Source organism: Methanomethylovorans sp. (assembly GCF_041447285.1).
GTDB lineage: Archaea > Halobacteriota > Methanosarcinia > Methanosarcinales > Methanosarcinaceae > Methanomethylovorans.
Genome location: NZ_JBGMEB010000003.1, coordinates 14,133 through 35,451 on the forward strand (window position 1 = coordinate 14,133; position 21,319 = coordinate 35,451).

General features: G+C 41.2%; 18 protein-coding genes and 1 rRNA gene. 8 read left to right on the forward strand and 11 right to left on the reverse strand.

The features are described from left to right. Positions 1-119 precede the first annotated feature (119 nt). Positions 120-809 (forward strand): tetratricopeptide repeat protein, encoded by a 690-nt coding sequence (locus ACC612_RS01575; protein WP_371852714.1) that lies wholly within the window; start codon positions 120-122, stop codon positions 807-809. Between the two features lie 249 nt (positions 810-1,058). Here ACC612_RS01575 and ACC612_RS01580 read toward each other — a convergent pair whose 3' ends face one another. The 6 genes from ACC612_RS01580 to ACC612_RS01605 form a co-directional block, all read right to left on the reverse strand. Continuing rightward, entirely contained in the window at positions 1,059-3,206 is a 2,148-nt protein-coding gene (locus tag ACC612_RS01580; protein WP_371852715.1) for a hypothetical protein, read from the reverse strand. Positions 3,207-3,878: 672 nt separating this feature from the next. After that, on the reverse strand, positions 3,879-5,765 hold the full coding sequence (acs, locus tag ACC612_RS01585) for an acetate--CoA ligase (RefSeq protein ID WP_371852716.1): 1,887 nt from the start codon (positions 5,763-5,765) through the stop codon (positions 3,879-3,881). Positions 5,766-6,032: 267 nt separating this feature from the next. Next, complete coding sequence (locus ACC612_RS01590; protein WP_371852717.1) at positions 6,033-6,383, reverse strand: nascent polypeptide-associated complex protein; 351 nt, start codon at positions 6,381-6,383, stop codon at positions 6,033-6,035. A gap of 34 nt (positions 6,384-6,417) precedes the next feature. Further along, a complete protein-coding gene (locus tag ACC612_RS01595; protein WP_371852718.1) occupies positions 6,418-6,741 on the reverse strand; it encodes a HesB/IscA family protein in 324 nt (107 codons plus the stop codon). A gap of 116 nt (positions 6,742-6,857) precedes the next feature. Continuing rightward, positions 6,858-7,937 (reverse strand): hypothetical protein, encoded by a 1,080-nt coding sequence (locus ACC612_RS01600; RefSeq protein WP_371852719.1) that lies wholly within the window; start codon positions 7,935-7,937, stop codon positions 6,858-6,860. A gap of 58 nt (positions 7,938-7,995) precedes the next feature. Next, positions 7,996-8,760 carry an RAD55 family ATPase gene (locus tag ACC612_RS01605; protein ID WP_371852720.1) on the reverse strand — a complete coding sequence of 255 codons (765 nt, stop codon included), beginning with the start codon at positions 8,758-8,760 and terminating at the stop codon, positions 7,996-7,998. Between the two features lie 105 nt (positions 8,761-8,865). Between ACC612_RS01605 and hisI the strand changes: the two genes are divergently transcribed. Both hisI and ACC612_RS01615 read left to right on the forward strand, forming a co-directional pair. Next, a complete protein-coding gene (hisI, locus tag ACC612_RS01610) occupies positions 8,866-9,228 on the forward strand; it encodes a phosphoribosyl-AMP cyclohydrolase (RefSeq protein WP_371852721.1) in 363 nt (120 codons plus the stop codon). A 46-nt stretch (positions 9,229-9,274) separates the two neighbouring features. After that, positions 9,275-11,119 carry a PINc/VapC family ATPase gene (locus tag ACC612_RS01615; protein ID WP_371852722.1) on the forward strand — a complete coding sequence of 615 codons (1,845 nt, stop codon included), beginning with the start codon at positions 9,275-9,277 and terminating at the stop codon, positions 11,117-11,119. 22 nt (positions 11,120-11,141) lie between these two features. On the opposite strand, the gene ACC612_RS01620 is transcribed toward ACC612_RS01615, so the two are convergent. Further along, a complete protein-coding gene (locus ACC612_RS01620) occupies positions 11,142-11,897 on the reverse strand; it encodes a winged helix-turn-helix domain-containing protein (protein WP_371852723.1) in 756 nt (251 codons plus the stop codon). A 141-nt stretch (positions 11,898-12,038) separates the two neighbouring features. Here ACC612_RS01620 and ACC612_RS01625 point away from each other — a divergent pair, with 141 nt between their 5' ends. From ACC612_RS01625 to ACC612_RS01640, 4 genes are all read left to right on the forward strand, one after another. After that, positions 12,039-12,278 (forward strand): MTH865 family protein, encoded by a 240-nt coding sequence (locus tag ACC612_RS01625; RefSeq protein WP_371852724.1) that lies wholly within the window; start codon positions 12,039-12,041, stop codon positions 12,276-12,278. Between the two features lie 327 nt (positions 12,279-12,605). Continuing rightward, on the forward strand, positions 12,606-13,499 hold the full coding sequence (locus tag ACC612_RS01630) for a methylenetetrahydrofolate reductase (protein ID WP_371852725.1): 894 nt from the start codon (positions 12,606-12,608) through the stop codon (positions 13,497-13,499). Next, complete coding sequence (gene cofE, locus ACC612_RS01635) at positions 13,492-14,295, forward strand: coenzyme F420-0:L-glutamate ligase (protein ID WP_371852726.1); 804 nt, start codon at positions 13,492-13,494, stop codon at positions 14,293-14,295. Before ACC612_RS01630 ends, cofE begins: the two co-directional genes overlap by 8 nt. A 193-nt stretch (positions 14,296-14,488) precedes the next feature. Next, a complete protein-coding gene (locus ACC612_RS01640) occupies positions 14,489-16,168 on the forward strand; it encodes an alkaline phosphatase (RefSeq protein ID WP_371852727.1) in 1,680 nt (559 codons plus the stop codon). Positions 16,169-16,240: 72 nt separating this feature from the next. Here ACC612_RS01640 and ACC612_RS01645 read toward each other — a convergent pair whose 3' ends face one another. Beyond that, complete coding sequence (locus tag ACC612_RS01645) at positions 16,241-16,870, reverse strand: MarC family protein (RefSeq protein WP_371852728.1); 630 nt, start codon at positions 16,868-16,870, stop codon at positions 16,241-16,243. 202 nt (positions 16,871-17,072) lie between these two features. Between ACC612_RS01645 and ACC612_RS01650 the strand changes: the two genes are divergently transcribed. Then, positions 17,073-19,031, forward strand: coding sequence for a PAS domain S-box protein (locus ACC612_RS01650; protein ID WP_371852729.1), 1,959 nt, complete (start codon positions 17,073-17,075; stop codon positions 19,029-19,031). 53 nt (positions 19,032-19,084) lie between these two features. Here ACC612_RS01650 and ACC612_RS01655 read toward each other — a convergent pair whose 3' ends face one another. From ACC612_RS01655 to rrf, 3 genes are all read right to left on the reverse strand, one after another. Next, a complete protein-coding gene (locus ACC612_RS01655) occupies positions 19,085-19,261 on the reverse strand; it encodes an MM0924 family protein (protein WP_371852730.1) in 177 nt (58 codons plus the stop codon). A gap of 303 nt (positions 19,262-19,564) precedes the next feature. Beyond that, positions 19,565-20,989 carry a dihydrolipoyl dehydrogenase gene (locus tag ACC612_RS01660; protein WP_371852731.1) on the reverse strand — a complete coding sequence of 475 codons (1,425 nt, stop codon included), beginning with the start codon at positions 20,987-20,989 and terminating at the stop codon, positions 19,565-19,567. A gap of 219 nt (positions 20,990-21,208) precedes the next feature. Continuing rightward, positions 21,209-21,319, reverse strand: a 5S ribosomal RNA gene (gene rrf / locus ACC612_RS01665); the annotation flags it as partial.

The window sequence follows — 21,319 nt, forward strand, 5'->3', positions numbered from 1 at the left end:
CTACTATCGGTACCCTATACTCATCTGTTACAACATTACATACAGATTCTCAAAGTGCCGATGTAAAGAGCATGTTTATTTTCGGTGAAAGCCTATTTTGAATATAGGAGGTTGTTAGTGTGGGATTGTTTGATAGTTTAAAGAAAAAAGATGGCAATAGCGGCGAAGATGCTCAGAAATTGTATACAAATGGTCTTGAGCTTCTCGATAAGGGAAGATTTGAAGAAGCAGTAAAAGTCTTTGAGAAAGCTATTAAACTTGATCCGCAGAATTCTGCGCCTTGGAATGACAAAGGCGTTGCACTTTGCGGAGCAGGCAGATATGAAGAAGCAATGCAGGCTTTAGATAAAGCCATTGAACTTGATCCCCGCAATGCAAGTACTTGGGCTAATAAAGGTCTTGCACTTGATTATCTGGGAGAATATGACGAGGCCATACAAGCATTGGACATTGCTGTTGAACTTGACCCCCAGAAATCCGCTGAACTTATCCCACAGAGATCATTTGCATGGTACGGCAAAGGTCAGGCACTTGGTGACATGGAGAGGGACGACGAAGCGATACTAGCTTATGATAAAGCCATAGAACTTGACCCCGAATATCTGGATGCATGGGATGGAAAAGCTGCCTCGCTCATTATATTGGGCAGATTCAACGAAGCTATGCAGGCATTAGAAACTGCTATCAGACTTGATCCTCAGGACCCCCGTGCTTGGTATATCAAAGGTTACCTCTTTGAAGAGCTTGGCAGGACTGATGACGCTAAGATGTACTATGATAAGGCTAAAGAATTGGGATACACGGGATGAGATTATCCTTTTTTGCTGTTTGATAAGTGAATCAACTAAATCTATTCCCTATGAATAGCAATTTGCCAAAAACTCATCCATAACAGCAAGGCATCTGATAACATAAATTCACAATAAAATAGAAAAAGGCTCAAGTGAAACCATAATCACGCTGTTATAGACAGCACACTTGAGCCGATATTTTTAGTTAGCCTTAGAGGCTAAAGCCTTTACATACTACAATTGTCTTTCAGTAGTTCATGTTGATGACTACTTTTTACCATAGTAGTAGGCTTTGTCAGTATCTGTGTACTTCTTGCTACTGTAGGTACCGGATGCTGTAGCAGTATTCACCTGCTGACCACAAACTTTCTTCATGGTGTAAGTCACTTCAGTTGAAGCACCTGGAGACAGACTAGTTGTCTTCAGAGTTATCTTACCTTTCTTACTGTCAGTAACAGTGATTCCTGTCAGTTTGACATTACCGGTGTTCTTAACTACGATCTTGAACTTCACAGTAGCACAGGACAAGGTCGGACCCTTAGCACTGTCAGCATCAACCCACTTCTTGCCATCCCATACATACTTCTGGATATCTATGGATGCTTTGGTAGCCGTCTTGCCAAGATAGTATGCTTTGTCAGTATCAGTGTACTTGGTGCCACTGTAAGTACCGCTGGCAGTAGCAGTGTTTACCTGTTGACCGCAAATCTTGGTCATGGTATACGTAGCTTCAGTGGAAGCACCAGCAGCCAGAGTAGTAGACTTTAGAGTTACCTTACCTTTCTTGCTGTCAGTAACAGCGACTCCGGTCAATGGAACAGTACCAGTGTTCTTCACTACTATCTTGAACTTCACAGTAGAACAAGACAAAGTTGGACCGGTAGCAGTGTCAGCATCAACCCACTTACTGCCATCCCACACATACTTCTCAATATCTATGGAAGCTTTAGTAGTAGTTGTGCCCATGTAGTATGCTTTGTCTGTGTCAGTGCATATCGTACGATCGTAGTAGCCAGAAGCAGTAGCAGTGTTTACCTGCTGACCACAAACCTTCTTCATGTTATATGTTGCCTCGGTTGAAGCGCCAGCAGCTAGCGTAGTAGTCTTTAGGCTAACTTTACTATACTTATCATCAGTCACAGTGACACCTGTCAATGGGACATCTCCAGTGTTAGTAACCACTATCCTGAACTTGGCATGTTCACAGGATATAGAAGGACCAGTCGCACAATCAGCATCAACCCATGCTGTGCCATTCCATACATACTTCTCGATATCGATGGATCCCTCCTCTACAGCACCATTTACAGTGATAGTAACATCCTGGTCACCATAGCTTACACCTGAACTATCTACTGCACTTACCGTGAACTTGTATTCACCTGCAGGTGTGCCGGAAGGTACTGTTATTGTTAATCCCAATTTTTCAGTAACACCAGTCGGTCCAGTATATGAATCAGGTGAAGAGATCCACGATTCATATCCAGAACTTGCTACAAGATGCACATTATCTACTGTCGGTGTTGTAAGAGCTTTCGTAATTTCTGCAACAACATCAGCAGGCATTGTTGACGAACTTGTAGTAAATAGTTTTCCACCTGTTATACCTGTCCAATATGTCCACCCATCAAACATAAATCCTGAAGCTCCTGTATGAGATTCAAGTAAAATGACATTGTTTGATGCCATTCCAGCAAGTACTGTTTGCAAATCCAGGTCATCATTGCCCACACCAATTTTTGTTGGATCACTAGTCTCATCCATAACTTCATTTCTACCAGGATCACCGCCAGTGCTATATGTTCCGGAGTAACCGGGTACCCCTTCATACAGGTTGTTATCGTGTGGTACATCGTCACCAAAATTCAACAATATTTTCTTTGCACCGGTTCTCCATGAAACCGCTGGATCAGCGTATGATTCGTACATTATCCTTCCATAGTCTTGAGGACTATCAGAACCACTACCAAGGACTAAGGAATTTATGGCATTTGACACGTCAGTTCTATCATTAGTTATTGGAGAATCAAGCCTGTAAGCATAGTCTCCAGACGATGAAGCACCATATATATTCGAATAACCAAAGCTATTATAGGCATATGGGTAATCCATATAGCTAGCTACACCATAGTTTATATCTACACCAGTTGCATCTAAAGAGGTCATAATATTCCCTGACTGCGATTTAGCAGTAGATATTATTCCCGACATACTTCCCGTGAGGTCAAAAGAAAATAGCACGTCAGCTTTTGGAGGAACTGCGGTAATCTCCACAGTTTTGTTGTCTATGATAGATTCTCCTGGGTTCAATGTCGCTACCAGTGATGTTGGTGAAATCGAAGCACCTGCTTGAGGAATCAGCGCACTTATCAATAAAAACACCAACACGATTGTTATGCTACTTATTTTGTTCATAGTGTCATCCCATTCTAATAGCTATATCTTCCTGCAAAGCGAGCCTGCGGCTGCTTACTGTCATTGCAAGTGCTTTTCAGAAGCTCTCATGACGAAACCACCACACTACCCCCTTGCAAACGTGTTGCGAGGAATTAATACATTTTTACGTAGGTGGATAACTACAATCAAGAAGACATAGAAATATCTAAAAAATGATAGACATCTGACCTTAGCACAACCCAATAGTGCTTCTTTAGTATCATTCCTATCACGAATTTATGTACTTCCCACAATACCTAAAGCTAATCCTAATTACCCACTTACCCAAATAGTATATGAAATAACATAGTATATAAATTTTTACACTGGTGTCTCATATAGAATGTCCAGAATTTTATAGATAGAATAAAAACAAAGTTGATGAGATTCTGGTAGAAATCTATAGTCATATGTACCTTTTTAACAAGAGAAAGATATATTTGCAATATGAAGTGCTAATTAAGTGTTTGTTGTACTTGATAATATAATGAAAAAGACTTAAACATAGAAGAAGATAAGATATATAGTTAATTCATACAAAAACAGTCTAATTAGAACATACCTACAAATAAGTACAAAAACAAACACATAATAAACAATACACACCCTATTAATTATTCCCAGCAATAAATAAAAAAAAACAGAGGATATTTAATCCTCAAGTGTGGAAACGTCTCCTGGGTCCATTCCAAGTTCTTTGGCGCGAAGGACACGCCTCATGATCTTACCACTACGGGTCTTGGGAAGTGAATCCACGAACTCGATCTCGGATGGCATGGCAATGGGACCAAGGCTCATTCTTACATGATATATAAGTTCTGACTTCAATTTGTCACTGGGAGAGGAACCTGTCCTCAGAATAACAAAAGCCTTAAGGATCTGGCCCTTGAGTGCATTTGGCAGACCGATCACAGCAGCTTCTGCTACTGCAGCATTGGATACAAGGGCACTCTCAACTTCAGCACTTCCGATATTGTGACCAGAAACTATGATTATATCGTCAGAGCGACCAAGGATCATGATATAACCATCATCATCTTTTACTGCCAAGTCGCCTGCAGTATAATATTTCCCGATTGTTGTCCAATACTGGCGGTAACGCTCATCGTTGTTACGGACAGTCCTCATCATTGAAGGCCACGGCTCTTTGATAACAAGGAAACCACCTGTACCGGCTGGAACTGGATCTCCATTCTTATCCACCACATCAGCCACTACTCCGGGGAGAGGCTTACCTATAAAACCAGGCTTCATTGGCTGTCCTGCCATTGTTGTGATCATGTGCATACCTGTTTCTGTCTGCCACCAGGTATCTACAATTGGACAGCGCTCCTTTCCGATAACGTGATAATACCATTCAAATGCTTCAGGGTTCAGAGGCTCTCCGACAGAGCCCAACAGCCTTAGGGAGCCCAGATCATATTTATTCGGCCACTCCGCACCCATACGCATAAACATCCTGATAGCGGTAGGTGCAGTGTAGAATATGGTGACATCAAACTCGTCGATGATGCTCCACCATACTCCAGCATCCGGATAATCTGGTGTGGACTCTGTGATAAGGATAGTACCACCGTTCAGCAGCGGCCCATATATGATATAACTGTGTCCTGTGATCCAGCCTGGATCCGCTGTACACCAAAACACATCGTTATCACGCAGATCGAAGACATTTCTGGTGGAATAGTATGCACCTACCATGTAACCGCCACATGTGTGCACTATACCTTTTGCAGGACCTGTAGTACCGCTGGTATAAAGAATGAAAAGAGGATCTTCTGCGTCCATCACTTCAGCTTCACACTCAGATACATTGCTAAGCATCTCATGATAGTCGATTTCCATTTCAGAATACAGTTCCATCGGAGGAGTCATTCTGCGCAGCACTACTATCTTTTCCACGCTTGGAGCATTCACAACAGCCTCATCAACTATGGCTTTTAACTCCACGCGCTTTCCACGCCTGATTGTCGCATCAGCCGTTACAACGATCTTCGCATTAGCATCCTTGATACGGGAATTTAGGGCCTGTGTACCGAAACCTGCGAACACAATTGAATGGACAGCGCCTATGCGAGCACATGCGAGAGTTACAATTATCTGTTCAGGCACAAGAGGCATATAAATACATACAGCATCTCCCTTTTTAACTCCCAGTGATTTGAGACCATTTGCACATTTCATGACCTCACGGTACAATTGCCTGTAAGTGAAAACTTGCTCCTCTCCCCCATCGCCTACCCAGATGATAGCTACTTTATTTTTCTTACCGTTGTGCACATGACGGTCTAAACAATTCTGAGTAATGTTGAGCTTTGAGTTTACGAACCAGCGGGCATAAGGATGGTTCCATTCCATCACCTTATCCCACTTTTGTATCCATTCTAATTCGTTTGCTACTTTTTCCCAGTAAGCTTGAGGATCTTGAATGAATTCGTTGTAGATTGCCTCATAATCTCCCATCCTCAAAGTTTCCTTGAGAGATGGGTCAGGATAATACACCTTATTTTCCATTTTTACACCGAAATCTTCAGACATGAGTTTTCACCTGGTTAAAAATACCTCATTTATTCATGCAATAGCGAGTCACAAGATGTCAGTCTACCTTATGTCCAAAATCCGCATTATTGGAAAGCAATCGCAGCTTTTGAGGCAAACAGGCAGAAAGGTTATACACGCATATCCTACATAATTAATCATGTGTAATGGAAAAAATGGTATAAATCTGTTGTGGCCACACGAAGACAACAATAAATTTTCAGACAGATCAAAAAACGGAAAAAAGAAATGAGAGAGATATGAAAATTATGCAGAGAGGGCTAAAATTGCCTCTGCAAGGTCACCCTTAGCATCCTCAAGAGCCTTCCTTGCCTTTTCTTCAGAAACCCCAGTCTGCTCAGCCACCAGCCTCACATCATCATCAGGGATTTCCAATTTTCGTGGAACCTTTTCCGGTGTGCCGACAACCTGATATGTATCAGCTCCCTGCGCATTCATTACTGTGACGTTAGCATCATTAAAAACAATATCTACATCCGGTGTACGAATAATTACCTGCTCCACATTAGGTATCTCATCGATGCTTATTCCCATCTGCTTCATCATTTGTTTCATTTTGGCAGGGTTCATACCTCTACCGCCTACGCCCGGAAACATGTAACCACCTCAATAGTTATCAAAATGAAATAAATTAGTGGCAACCGCCACTACATGGACCGCATCCGCCAGATGCCTTTGGATTGTCAATAATAAAACCGCTACCGTTTGGACCATCGACAAAATCAATAGTTGCACCGGACAAGCCATCTGCATCGTTCTTGTTCAAGACTATCTTAATGCCTTGACTGTCTACTGTAATGTCATCTTCCCCTAACTCATTATCAAGAGACATGCCGTACTGCACACCACAGCAGCTCATACCTGCAACGAACACCCTTAGTGCATGGTCCGTCTTGTTCTCTGACTCAAGTAGTGACTTGATTTCTGATGCTGCCTTTACTGTTATCTCTACCATGTGTCTTTCACTCTTTATTTATTCTAATTACTATCAGTACCTATGGACTAAACAGTAATACCTTTATATGTAGTTTTGGTATAAAAAGATATTCGTATGATTGCGAACAAACCTTCTCATATAAACTCAACATCATCGTCTACAGGATGGGTAAGCACCTCAGAAGTATGAGCATTCAGCTCTACTGAATTGCGAGGTCCTTTTACCTCCCATATAGGCACATAGATAAGATCTATCTGCAGATTAATATCTTCAACGGCCGGTTTGAACCTCTTATGTTCTGAGATTATAGCTTCGCCTTTTGTATCATCAAAGCGAAGGTCTTTTGTGTGCTCATCTATCAGCATGTTAATAATTGAATCCTTAGCTTGTGCATGAGTTATTATTTGAGTTTTGAGCTCATAGTCATTATCCGGGAGATCAAGTACATCGCTTATTTCATTAATGGCGATATTACTGATGTTGCCGTTCAATGCATTAAGATATCCTACACCTTCACCAGAAATATCGATGATCTTAGATTTATACTTCTTTTCCACCTTTAGAGAATAAGAATATCTCCAGAAGGGAACAAGTTTAAGGACAACAGCCTGTACCGTTTGCACATGAGGTTTGCCCATCACAGCAGCACGATCCTTTGTGAGCTTAAGAGGAGCAGCCTGAAGTTCCAGCCGCACAGAGTTAACAGCATGTGCAGGAACTACAACTTGAGCAAAAGGAGATGCAGATGCTACAGAACGATACGAAGAAATAGCACTGTCTCTTGTTGAGACGGTTGTTCCCCTGAAAACATCAGAAAAGGAACGTGACTCAGATGGTTCACAAGAATATTCATTAGAATACGAAGATGGCGCCCTTACAAGCTCAAGTTTGCCTGCAGTTCCCTCAATATCAGCAATCACAGCTCTGCCAATATGCAAAGCTACTTCATCCCTATCCCATATTATAAGTCCAAGATTTTCACCATAGAATTTTACATCTGCATTTACATCTGTAGTAGAAACATAAAGGCCAATACCTTCTAGCACCTGATCAGCAAATAATCTAAGATCAGACATATCAGGATCTGAGCCGAATTTAATAATAGTGTTATAACCGTCTTTTTCGGCAATTAAATCACACCGAGAAGACTCGTTAACACTGTAACCTGCTGATTTGAAAACATCCCTCAAGATATGCAAAAGCTCTTGCTTCATAATTAATCAGTGAAATAAGGACAGACGAACTGAAATATGTTTCTATGGGCACTGTACATTACAGTACCCTTGTGGTCGTTTCAAGCTCTACACCTTTAGTGGTGATCACGTAAGAAATAGTCCTGTTAGGAACGATCATACCCCTCATTTTTCTAAGGAGTATAGAGCGTTCTACTTCGCTACCACGCTCTTTCATCCTGAACTCGATCACACCATCACATATGTGCTTCATATTGTTTTCAATGATCGGCTCATGCATACCACTGGTCATCATAAGAAGATGGACAGCACCAGTTGCCTTACCCATAGAGGATATGATCTCTATTACATTCAATACATTATTGAGTTCATAGGAGCGTAAGAAATACGAAATGGAGTCTACAACTCCCCTATACTTTCTGGTACGCGCCTGAGTCACTGTACCCTTAAGCAAATTAAGAGAATCAGTTCCTCTTTTGAGAAAATCCTTTGCGGACACATCAGATACCAAATGCTTTGGGAGAACATTATAAAAGCGCGGGGAATAAGCATCTGTAAAATCAAATTTACCTTCTTCCAAATGTTTTCTGACATTCCAGTTGAAGTAATCCATGCCAGATATTACTTCTGAGAGCGGATGCTCGGATGAAAAATAGAAGACATCTTCATGATTCACAAGCCCGCCGTAAGCAAACTGATGTGCAAATACTTCCATACCAGCCCCTGGTTCTGCAAGAAGCAGAATAGTTGTTCCAGGCGGTACGCCGCCACCTAACTGTACATCAAGACCCGCCACACCAGTGGGAACCCGATAACCTCCGGAGCCATCAAAACTGTAATCCATAAATTTCACCCATGAGCGATAAATGCAAATATGTTAGTGTAAACTGAGATACTACTTGAGCAGACTAACAATATATAGATATTAATATAAAAATGTGGTGGAAAAATGATAGACCTTGATAAACTGAAATATGAGAATGGACTTGTCCAAGCCATAGCACAGGATGCCGAAACAAAAGAAGTTCTAATGTGTGCCTATATGAACAAAGAAGCCTTACAGAAGACGATAGAAACAGGATATGCACACTACTGGAGCCGTAGTCGGAAGAAACTCTGGAAGAAAGGAGAAAGTTCAAATCATCTGCAAAAGATAATAGAAATACGTATCGACTGCGATATGGATGCCATCCTAATGCTTATCGAGCAGGAAGGAGGGGCATGCCATACAGGATACAGATCATGCTTCTACCGTACCATAGAAGGCAAGATCGTAGGTGACAAAGTATTCGAGCCCGATGAAGTGTACTAGCTGGCCTGCAATTGAATTATATAGAGAATGATACTAATATATCAGTATGAAGAGAGAGGGCCAAAGTACAACCCGCATTGCCAGTGATACAAGCGCTATAATTGATGGTGCTATATCAACGCGGGTAAAGAGCGGAGATTACTCCGGTTTTCAGATAATCATCCCAGAGGCAGTAGTTGCAGAGCTTGAAGCCCAGGCAAACCGGGGATTGGAGATAGGGTTTAAAGGACTTGAAGAGTTGCAGGAGTTGCGCAAACTTGCAACTCAGGGAACAATAGAACTTATTTTTGCAGGAAGAAGGCCAAACCTTGATGAAGTAAAGCTTGCTGGTGGCGGAGAAATCGATGCGCTCATAAGAGAAACAGCTCAGGAAAATGATGCAATATTCGTTACTGCTGACAGAGTTCAGTCACAGGTTGCCATAGCAAAAGGCTTAGATGTTGACTTTATATCTCCCCGCTTTATAGAATATGGACCGCTTAAGATAGAGCAGTTCTTCACAGAAGACACTATGTCTGTACACCTCAAAAATGGGATATCACCCATGGCTAAAAAGGGAAGTGTGGCTTCTGTGCAATTTTTAAAAATAAGAGAAGAGCCCTGTACTTATGGAGAACTCAAATTTATTTCAAGGGAACTTATAGAGAGAGCACGTAGTGACCCTACCTCCTTTATGGAACTAGATTTCAATGGGGCATCCGTATTGCAAATCGGCAATATGAGAATAGCTATTACTAACCCACCGTTTTCAGACGAAATAGAAATAACTGCTGTTCGGCCAGTGGCAAAAGTGTCTATTGAACAATACCGTCTTAGCGCAGTTCTTAAAGAGCGTATAAGAGAACAGCGCGGAATTCTTATTGCAGGACCGCCTGGAGCTGGAAAATCAACATTTGCAGCTGGTATTGCCATATACCTGCATGATATGGGATACGTGGTAAAAACCATGGAAGCTCCCCGAGATTTGCAGGTACCAAAAGAAATCACACAATATGCACCACTTGACGGCAGTATGGAAAAAACCGCAGATATTCTACTGCTGGTCAGGCCTGACTATACAATATATGATGAGGTGAGGAAGACCAGTGACTTCCATGTATTTGCAGACATGAGACTGGCAGGCGTAGGCATGATAGGTGTTGTGCATGCCAACAGGGCTGTGGATGCTATACAAAGGCTCATTGGCAGGGTAGAACTGGGAGTTATACCCCAAGTAGTGGACACCGTGATCTTCGTTAACAAAGGAGAAATATCAAAAGTCCAAGTGCTGGAATTCACTGTGAAGGTGCCTTCCGGGATGACAGAAGCCGATTTGGCCAGGCCGGTGATCATAGTAACAGATCTGGAAAGCGGCAGAACGGAGTATGAGATCTATACTTATGGAGACCAGGTGGTAGTGATGCCAGTGGGCATTGAGGTGAAGAAACCGTCCTGGAAGCTTGCAGAAGGAGAAGTGAAGGAAGTCGTAGAGCGTTATGCTACCGGACCCGTACAGGTAGAAATGATCTCGGATAACAAAGCTTTCGTTCGGGTCCTTGAACACGATCTGCCTAAAGTAATAGGAAAAGGTGGAAGTGTGATAGATAACATCGAGAAGATACTTGGCATCCACATAGATGTGCGCAAGTTCGAATCCGGAGAGGCGAAAGAGAAAGAAAAGCCTCCGCAGAAAGAGTTCCGGCCCATTATCGAAAAAACGAAAAAACATGTAATATTGAATATCCCTGAACTTGCAGCCCATGACGTTGAGGTCTACGCAGGAGATGAGTTCATGTTCAGTGCCACCGTCGGGCGTCACGGTGACATAAAAGTAAGGATGGATTCAGCCGTAGCAGATGGCATCCTTTCCGCTGTAGAAGAAGGAGAGCTGGTCACAGTCAAGCCGTTGTAAAGAATTTGCATCTTTTCTTTTTTCAGACATCTTTCATATTAGAATAAATACTCAAAAGACCTTCCAGGGTAATGTAACCTTTGTGTGTGATCTGGTAATCGCCCCTTTCACTGTGCTGAAGGATCATCTTTGAGTCCAGTAATTTCTGCAGATGGAAGAGCAGATTACCCCCTCTCAGAGTGGTTATCTGTGAGAGTTCCGAAAAACCCCGCGGACTGCCTGCCAGGGCTTTAAGGATGAGAAGACGCTGCCTGTTGGCAACTGGTTCGCAGATGGAATCCACCACTTCAATTGGGATTTCTTCTAATTTATGATCACCTTTCTGTCGTTCATATATCTGCAATGAGCGCATAGCCTCTATCTGGCTGTCGTAGAGCCTTGAAACTTCTGTGAAGCACTGACCGCACATGGGCTGCCCGGTGATTTTGCGTAAATGATCTATTTTCTGCCAGTACTGGTCCACTATATCCTTGCTCACGCTTTCCTGACTCAACAGATAAGATGTTTCACTTAGAAGCTCCTCGAATTTCTGCCTGCAGCCTTCATACATCCTGCAGTCGTGCACCATATGCTTTTCCAGGCTGTCACTGGTATCCTTCCTGATATAATCAATGAGAGCCTTAGAGAAGCTGCCCCTCAACTGTGAAGTGTTTTGCTCCACGATATACCTGCCAGAACCTTCCAGAAATCTGTTGAACTCACTACGCATTAAAACTATCTCATTTTTCAGCTCTTCCAGTTCCTTACATTGTCGCAGTGAGTTGTGTACCTTCTCCATAGTGATCTTCCCTGAATTTCCTTGTCATTCATACACTTGTGCTGATCCAAGGTCATTATTCTGTAGTAATCGTATTTTGTACATAATAATGCCCATTAAGTATATAATTATAACCAGCATATTATGTAGTGGTGACAGAACATGTCAGTGAAAGAAGAAATACACGCACAGATCACAGGAGCGCTTAAGAACGCAGAATTCCCTTTGAAGACACCTCAGGAACTACTTGCAGCCTTTCCTGCCGGTGCTGACACCACCTGCCAGTCTGGCAATGTAAAGGTCACAGCAGGTGAGGCGGGTAAATTGCTCAAGCCAAGTGACTTCCCCTTCACCAGTGCCAAACAGGTAGCAGACGTGATAGTTGGCAGAGCAGGGCTCTGAATAAATTTATAAACGCCTAAGTGAGGGCTTCCGAAGATCGAGCCCTCAGAGATTTCTTTTCCCGGATCCAAGACTTTATTTTGTTCAAATCCCTTTGCAACATATCCGAACAAAAGATATCCTTTTTCGGGCTCTGTAGAAATCCTCATGCTACAATCTCAACTGTAGGCAGATGCAACCACAGAGTACACAGAGTTCACGGAGATAGATAACGATTCTCATTCTCTGTGTCCTCTGTGAACTCAGTGGTTCAAACTTGATGTGCATGTTTTCTACAGAGCCCTTTTTCGATGAGTTTAAAAATGAGAGATACTTAATACATCCCCGATGCCTGCAGCCTTCAGAGATAAACTTCAATCGGACAGATTCATTATCACTACGGAGATCACACCTCCGAAGGGTGTTGAAACTTCGTCTTTCTTAACAGATGCAGAACAATTAAAGCAGTACGTGGATGCTTTCAACGTGACAGATAATCAACGGGCTGTCATGCGCATGAATCCTGTAGCTGTGGGAAAATTATTAAAAGATGCAGGACACGAAACCATCGTACAGCTTACTTGCAGAGACCGCAATAGATTGGCTCTTCAATCTGACCTTTTAGGAGCTTGGGCTCTTGGAATACGTAATATATGTGTAATGACCGGCGATCATACTACCAAAGGGGACCATCCTGGCACAAAACCTGTATACGACCTTGATTCAGTACAACTCCTGGATACTGTTAAGAAACTGAAAGAAGGATATGACCTATCAGGCAATAGACTGGAACAGTCCCCCGACTTTCTAGTGGGCGCAGTTTCTAATACAGACCCCTCACAGCCTATGCAGCATATCAAACTTCGGAAAAAAGCAAGTATTGGAATAGATTTCATTCAGACCCAGGCAGTGTATGACACCGAAGAGTTTGCATCTTTTCTGGAAAAAGTTAGTGACATTGATGTACCTTTAATAGCAGGCATCATACCGCTCAAATCTGTAAAGATGGCCAGGTACATGAATAGCAATATTCCGGGAATAAGAGTACCTGAGGAACTTATCACAAGAATGGAGAATGCAGAAGAGCCTGCAAGTGAAGGAATGGAAATTACCTCACAAATCATCAGAGAATTGAAAAATATGTGCAGAGGCATACATTTGATGCCTGTTGGACAGCATACACATACTAGAGAAATACTAAAGATGTCAGGATTGACAGAAGGAAGAACACATAATGAATAATGAGAAGCATGAGCCTTCAAGTAACAAAGCACCAATGCAGTTGATAGGCATAAGAACACCGATCATAAGAACAGGAGAAGACATAGTAAAGATACTTGTCGATTCCATGAAAAAGCAGGGAATTTCCCTGCAGAGCAGCGATGTGATCGTGCTGGCGGAATCTGCTGTAGCTACCTCTGAAGGACGTGTAGTGTGTTTAAATGACATTAACCCAACTACTGAAGCTCTTGAGCTTGCACAGAAATATCAAATTGACTCTAGAGAAATGCAGTTAATAATCGAGGAATGCGATGAGATATTCGGGGGAGTACCTGGAGCAGCACTAACCATTACCAGAGGAGCACTTTCACCGAATGCTGGGATAGATAGCTCAAATGCACCCGAAGGCTGTGTAGTACTCTTACCAAAAAATCCACAAAAAAGTGCAGCTAATATCAGAAAAGGGATTGAAAAAGCCTTTTCATGCCACATAGGTGTTATTGTTGGGGATAGCCGTACCCAGCCCTTAAGACTGGGATGTGTAGGTATAGCCCTTGGGACTTCTGGTATAGAACCTGTGGAAGATGCAAGGGGAGAACTTGACCTTTTTGGCAAGGAGCTGAAAATAACCAGAAAAGCAGTTGCTGATAACATGGTGTCTGCTGCACAACTTGTTATGGGAGAAGCAGGAGAAGGTATTCCTGCTGTAGTTATAAGGGGAGCATCTGTGAAGATGGTAGAAGGATCTGTAGAGATGCCGCTGTTCTCAAGGGAAGAATGCATGTATTACAGCAACATAAACAAAGATAGAAAATGATCAGCGCAATACAGTAACTTTAATGCTGTAAATCATTAACTACAGGCTTGGATAGCACATTCTTGGAAATATAGATATATAGACGTATTACCAGTACATAGAATACCTTATCCCATATATTATATTTGTACAAAATTCAAATGCATGGGGCCATTTAACATCGTCTGTGAAACTAATTCACAGGGGAAAAAAGATGGCTATGAAAAGAATCAATTTTTTAACAGTACTTACTATCGTAGGATTGTTACTGATTGGAAGTGCAGTATCGATAGGATCAGCTAAGGTAATACAGAACTGTGTTACTGCCAAAGAAGATACAACAGTTCTACAGGATACAAATTCTACTAACAATAAAATAAAGAATATCATAGTAATGGTTCCAGATGGATGCTCGCAAAGCGTCCAGACTATAACACGCTGGTACAGCGGAGATGAACTCCAGCTTGACAGCATGAACGCTGCGATGATCTCAACTTACATGAGCGATTCACTGATAACCGACTCTGCTTCTGCTGCAACAGCCTTTTCAACAGGATATAAGACATCGGACGGAGCCTTAAGCGTAGGTCCAAACCCGGCAACTCTTTTAAGCATCATAGATCCAACAACTGTGGCTGAACCATATGTTCCTCTTGCGACTGTCCTTGAAGGGGCAAAACTCAAGGGCAAAGCCACTGGACTTGTAGCAACCTGTGAGATACCACATGCAACACCTGCTGCATTTGCTTCCCACGTAGATTCCAGAAAACAGTACGACAACATAACAGAACAAATGGTTTACCAAGATATTGATGTGGTCTTTGCCGGAGGTAAGGATTTCCTCAATGACAGCCGAAAGGATGGGGAAAACCTCACTAAAGTACTGATGAACAGAGGATACCAGTTCGTTGAAACCGAAGATGAAATGATGTCTCTGAAATCCGGCAAAGTATGGGGAATGTTTGCAGGAGTAGCCATGTCTCCTGAAATAGACCGCCAGTATACGGCATCTGATGAGCCACACATCGCTAACATGACTAAGAAAGCTATTGAACTGCTTTCTGAGGATAAAGATGGATTTTTCCTGATGATAGAAGGCAGTCAGGTGGACTGGGCAGGACATGCTAACGATCCGATTTATATGGCAACGGAGTTCCTTGCTTTTGATCAAGCAGTGGAAGTTGCTGTTGACTTTGCAAAAAAGGACGGCAATACACTTGTAATCGTCTTCCCTGATCACAACACTGGCGGTATGACGCTTGGAAGCAGTTATGATGAATCATATACAAAGACCACAGTGGAAGACCTTGTAGATCCTCTTAAGGGAATGAAATGCACTTACTCTTACCTTGAAAGTCAGATACAGGACATAACAAATGCTTCTGAAGTACATGAAGAAGTGCTTAATTGGACGGGTATTAACCTTACAGAGACAGAGATCAACGAAATAGTCACAAGCAATAATTTCGCGGCCCTGAAAAATATAATTAATAGTAATCATACCATAATCGGATGGACAACTGGTAGCCACTGCGGAGAGGATATACCTCTGTGGGCATACGGATCAGGAAGTCTTTCGGGTCGTATGGATAACACTGAAATTGCCACTTATATTGCTGAAGAGTTTAGTTTTAGCCTGGACAGCACAAGCGATAAGCTGTTCGTGGATGTAGATGAGGCATTTCCAGGCAAGTATGAACTGGACAGCACAGACTCAAATAACTTGGTTCTTAAGATCGGGGACTATAAACTGCCGGTAAATAAGGATGTTCTTATAGATTCCAAAGGAATTGAACACAAACTCGATGGAATAGTAATCTATGCTCCGAAAGCCAATGATGGAAAGGGAAAAGTCTACATCCCACAACAGGCTGTAGATATGATCATGTCTTAAAAGGACAACTAAAATGATGAAAAGGAGATATGCCTTTTCAACATATTTTTATTTAGTTTGAAGTTTAGTCCCTTATAATGCCTGAAAGATATTAAATAATCCTTTTGTTACAAAATCCACCGCCAAAGCGGCCAGAAAAAGCCCCATAAGACGAGTAAATACCAACATGCCTGTATAACCAAGCCATTCGTAGACCTTATGAGCGAAATGGAACAATACCAGACAAACAAAAAAGGTCAATACAATGGCAGCTAACACTATCATCTTGTTGAGAACAAGATCTGTGCTGTCCATCAAAACTATAACAGTGGTTATTAATCCAGGTCCTGCCAATATGGGCAGAGCTATGGGGAACACCCAAACATCGTCTCTTCCTAAAGATTCGTGAATCTCATCTGGAGTAATACTTTCCCTTGATATATGTGCCATCATCATATCAAAGGCCACTTTGAACAGCAGTATCCCTCCTGCAACCCTCAAAGAGTCAACATTGATGCTGAACAACCTGAGCATCGTGTCACCTGTCAGCGCAAAGAAAAGAGAAATAGCGCATGCAAGAAAAACAGCCTTTCTTCCAAGTATCTGTCTTTGTTTATTGCCCATCCCGCTTGTCATAGATACAAAAGTCACAACTCCATCCAAGGGACTCACTATTACGAAGATTGATACAAAAGAGTAGATGAAGAAAGTGATCAAGTCCATAAATAGAATGGATTAAGAAAGTATATGGATTTTATTGAAAGTTCTGAGCTAACTTTTTAGATATAGAAAGGAGTTTCATCAAAGAGTTATATAGAAGGAATAATATAGATACAAACGATTATATTTGAGATATGTTGTGGAAACTAAAAACTAAGGTTTAACTTTGATGTTTGAGTTTTTGATTTTTTAAGAGGAAATACAAATGCTTCAAGCTATAGTATTTGATAGTAAAGGCATAATCGATCAAAACCTTAAAAAAAAGCTGGAAAGCTTGGGAATATCCCTATCCATAATATATCAATATGATGAGGAAACTATACTATCACTGTCTGTAAAAAAACCTGACATTATAATATACTTCCATTCTGCCGAGAATTGCAACCTCTTTGATAAAATACTGGAAACATCAAATAATATTGAAATACCTTCGATATTCATTGTCTCAAATCCTGATGAGAACTTTTTTAACAAACTGAATAATGCACAATCTGCATGGTACATTAAAGAACCATTAGATGAGAATGAATTGTACTATGTAGCGAAAAATGTGATCAACAATTATGAAATGAAAATTAAAGTCACCGAGGACATAAAAGAATATAAAGCTGCACAAAAATCGCTTGAAGAAAGTGAACAGAAATTCCGATTGCTCGCTGAAAGTGCAAATGATGCAATATGGACAATGGATTCTGAAGGAAAATTCCTTTATGTAAGTCCATCTGTCAAAAAATTGACTGGGTTCTCTCCTGAAGAAGCAATGAAGAGGTGTTTGTGGGAAACTTTGACTCCCGAATCGTTGAAAACTGTTTCTGCGCAGATGGAAGCTTTTTTTAAAAACCTCCAAGAAGGAATATCAAATGAAACATCCTATGTGTTTGAAGTAGAACAGTTCTGTAAAAATGGTTCTACGGTATGGACTGATGTAGTTGTAAATCCTATTTATGATGACGTGGGAAATTTCAAATTATTCGTAGGTGTCACGCGCAACATAAGCGAACGCAAAAAAGCTGAAGATAAACTAAGAAAACAAAAAAATGTGATGGATACTATTTTCCATAACGCACCTATTACTATGATGCTTATAAATAGGGAGGGAAGGGTCGAGAACATTAATTATTCAGGAGTCGAAGCAACCGGCAGAAAAAAAGAAGAAGTGCTAGGATTATTAGGAGGGCAATTATTTTCCTGTGTAAATTCCTCTAAAGGACATGGGTGTGGGAAGAATACTGAATGCCACAGCTGCCCCGTACGTAGCACATTTTCTGAAACTTTTAAAACTGGGGAGAACTTTCATAAGGTAGAGGGCAGTCTGGATGTTCTGCAAAATGGAACAATTTTCACCCGCCATCTCCTATTATCTACTGCTTATCTTGATATTCAGGGCGATGCTAAGGTAATGCTAAGTGTTGATGACATCACTGAGCAAAAAAATGTAGAACAAGAGATTCTTGAAGCAAAAATGATGGCTGAAAGAGCTAACAGAATCAAAAGTGAATTCCTTGCTACCATGAGCCATGAATTGAGAACACCTTTGAATGCTGTCATTGGCTATGCCGACCTATTACTTGATGAAGCGTTTGGAGAGCTAAATCCCAAACAAATAAAATCAATCGGGCATATTTCCAATGGTGGAAAGCATCTTCTGGATCTTATAAATGATATACTTGACCTTTCAAAGATAGAATCCGGAAAAATGGAACTACATTACGATGACTTCTTTGTACATGAAGCTCTTAAGAATGTGGAATCCATAATTTTACCAATTGCAAGAAAGAAAAACATCCAACTTGAATTTACAATTGATCCTGATGCCTCAACTTTACATGCGGATAAATCCAGATTCAAGCAAATACTTTACAATCTGGCCAGCAATGCTGTGAAATTTACCCCTGAAAAGGGATTGGTGAAAATAGAAGTCCGGAAAACAGATAATGCTGTAGAGGTGGCTGTGACAGATTCAGGAATAGGTATCCATGAAGAAGAACTGAAAAACCTGTTCATTCCCTTCAACCAGCTTGATTCTACTGATTCGAGAACATATGAAGGAACAGGGCTTGGACTTTCATTAGTGAAGAATTTCGTGGAGTTGCATGGGGGCAAAGTAAACGTAAAGAGTGAAGTGGGGAAAGGCAGCACTTTTAGTTTCTGGATACCAATATAGAAAACAGATCAAAAAATATAAGAATAAATAATGTAAGGGATCAGAAAATATCCTTACTTAGCCCAGATAGCAATAATCTTGTCGATGGATATATGAGTAAATCTGGTTTCTTTCTTGAGGGTAAGGACACCATCGGCACAGGCTTCAACTGTTCCCTGGAAAGTGTCTGGTCCACCACAATACACATCTACATCTTTTTGCAGGTAATGTTCTACTATGAAAGATTGCATAAAGTTTACCTCCTTTTGATAAACAGGACTATGAAAAGAGAATCCTATTTCTATATTTAAAAGGAGAGGATTTGATAAAAAGGTGACGATAGGACTTTTTTTCCAAAATAAAGCGATTAAACAGCTCAGAAAATAGAAGTAAAGCAAGTTTGCTATATATTAAATTTGAGAAACAACAAAAACAGTATCATTAAGAGTAATAATAAAGATAGTAATCAAAATAGTAATCAAAATATAACAAGTTTAATTTGCCAGACTTTTATGAGTGGAATAAAACAAAAAAATGGAAAATGATATTTTCTTTCATTCCAGATTCAAAGCTTTGAGTATCATGTGATATTCATTGATCGGCATCCGGGAGTACAAAGCTCTTTTTATTACTTCGCTAAGAGAAGGATGGATATCCATGGAATACATTATAGGAGCAGAGCTCTGATCCGGGGTATACATAATAGGAATGATCTCATGGATAAGTATCGAAGCATGTGGACCTATTATATGAGCTCCCAGTATCTTACCCGTTTCTTTTTCCAAAATCACTTTTACAAACTCATCTTCTAAATCCATGGCAATGCCTTTGCCAGTATCCTGGAATCTATAAAAACCAATGGAGATGTTATCTTCTCCATATTGGGCTGCAGCTTCTTTTTCTGACATACCCACACTGGAGATCTCGGGTTCTGAGAACACGGCACTGGGAACTGCATGGAAATCCACAGTTGCCTTACGACCGAGAACAGCATTATAGTAGACGATGGTGGATTCGTGATTTGCTACATGCTTAAAGAGATGTTTACCTGTAGCATCGCCTATTACCCAGACGTTCTTCTGGGAACTTTCAAGGTGCTCATCAACTTTGATCCAACCCATTTTATCTACATCGATGCCCCCGTTTTCAGGTTTTAGAAGATCTGAATTAGATTCTCTGCCTGTGGCAACAAGAATATCCGATGTCACTATAGATTTCTCTTCACCTGTTTCTCTATGCTTCAGAAGTAGCTGCTTTCCTTCCGCAATCTGTCTTACTTCCAAGACTTCATGATTTGTGAGTATTTCCATTCGTTCTGACATCATGCGCTTTGCAAGCACTGAGATCTCAGGTTCTGCCTGGGGGAGGAAATAGGGATTACGACCGATGATTGTAACTTTTGAACCCATTGCTGAGAAAAAGTGACCATACTCTGCTGCAATATAACCGCCGCCTATGATAGCCAGGCTTTTTGGCAGTACAGACATCTGGAGTACAGTATCGCTTGTGAGATATCCTGCATCTTTAAGTCCCTTTAAGAATGGGACAGATGGTCTTGAGCCCGTGCATAAGAAGATCATCTTTGCTTTTAGAATTTCTTCTCCTGCTTTCAGAGAGTATGGCTCAACAAACTCTGCAGTAGTTTTGTAATAATCAATGCGAGGGTTAGCTATGAGGTTCTCTTCTATGGATCGCATATCAGAAGATATCTTGCTACGCATGCGGTCCATTATCTTGCTGAAATCGATATTTTTGATCTGGGCATCAATCCCAAAATGTCGAGCTTTCTGGATAACAGTTACAAGCTCAGCAGGATATAACAGAATCTTAGAGGGAATGCAGCCTCTTGTAAGGCATATACCTCCGGGCTCATCCTTATCGATAACAGCAACTTTCATTTCCGGATTGGCATCCATCATGGGCCCAATATAGTTCATTCCAGAGCCAGTACCAACAACTATCAAATCGTATTCTTTCACTTTGCCATCCTCTCCATGAAAGCATGTATAACAACTGATTGAATCGTATCTGTCTTTATAGTATTGGTCATAGTCTAAGGAACATATAATAGTCTTGAGAATTAGTGAAAAATACAAACCAACTGAGCATTATTAAGAGATGCTGTTAGAATAGAATATGAGTACAAACTAGTCAAAGAGTTGTAGTCGTTAGAATTAGAGTCAAAATTCATAGAGTGAGCATAGCAGCGATCCGAAGTTCCCAAAGGCTCGCGCACTTAAGTACAGTACGGAACGTGGACAGGCTTATCTTCTGTGTTCGGGATGGGTACAGGAGTTGCCCTGCCGCTA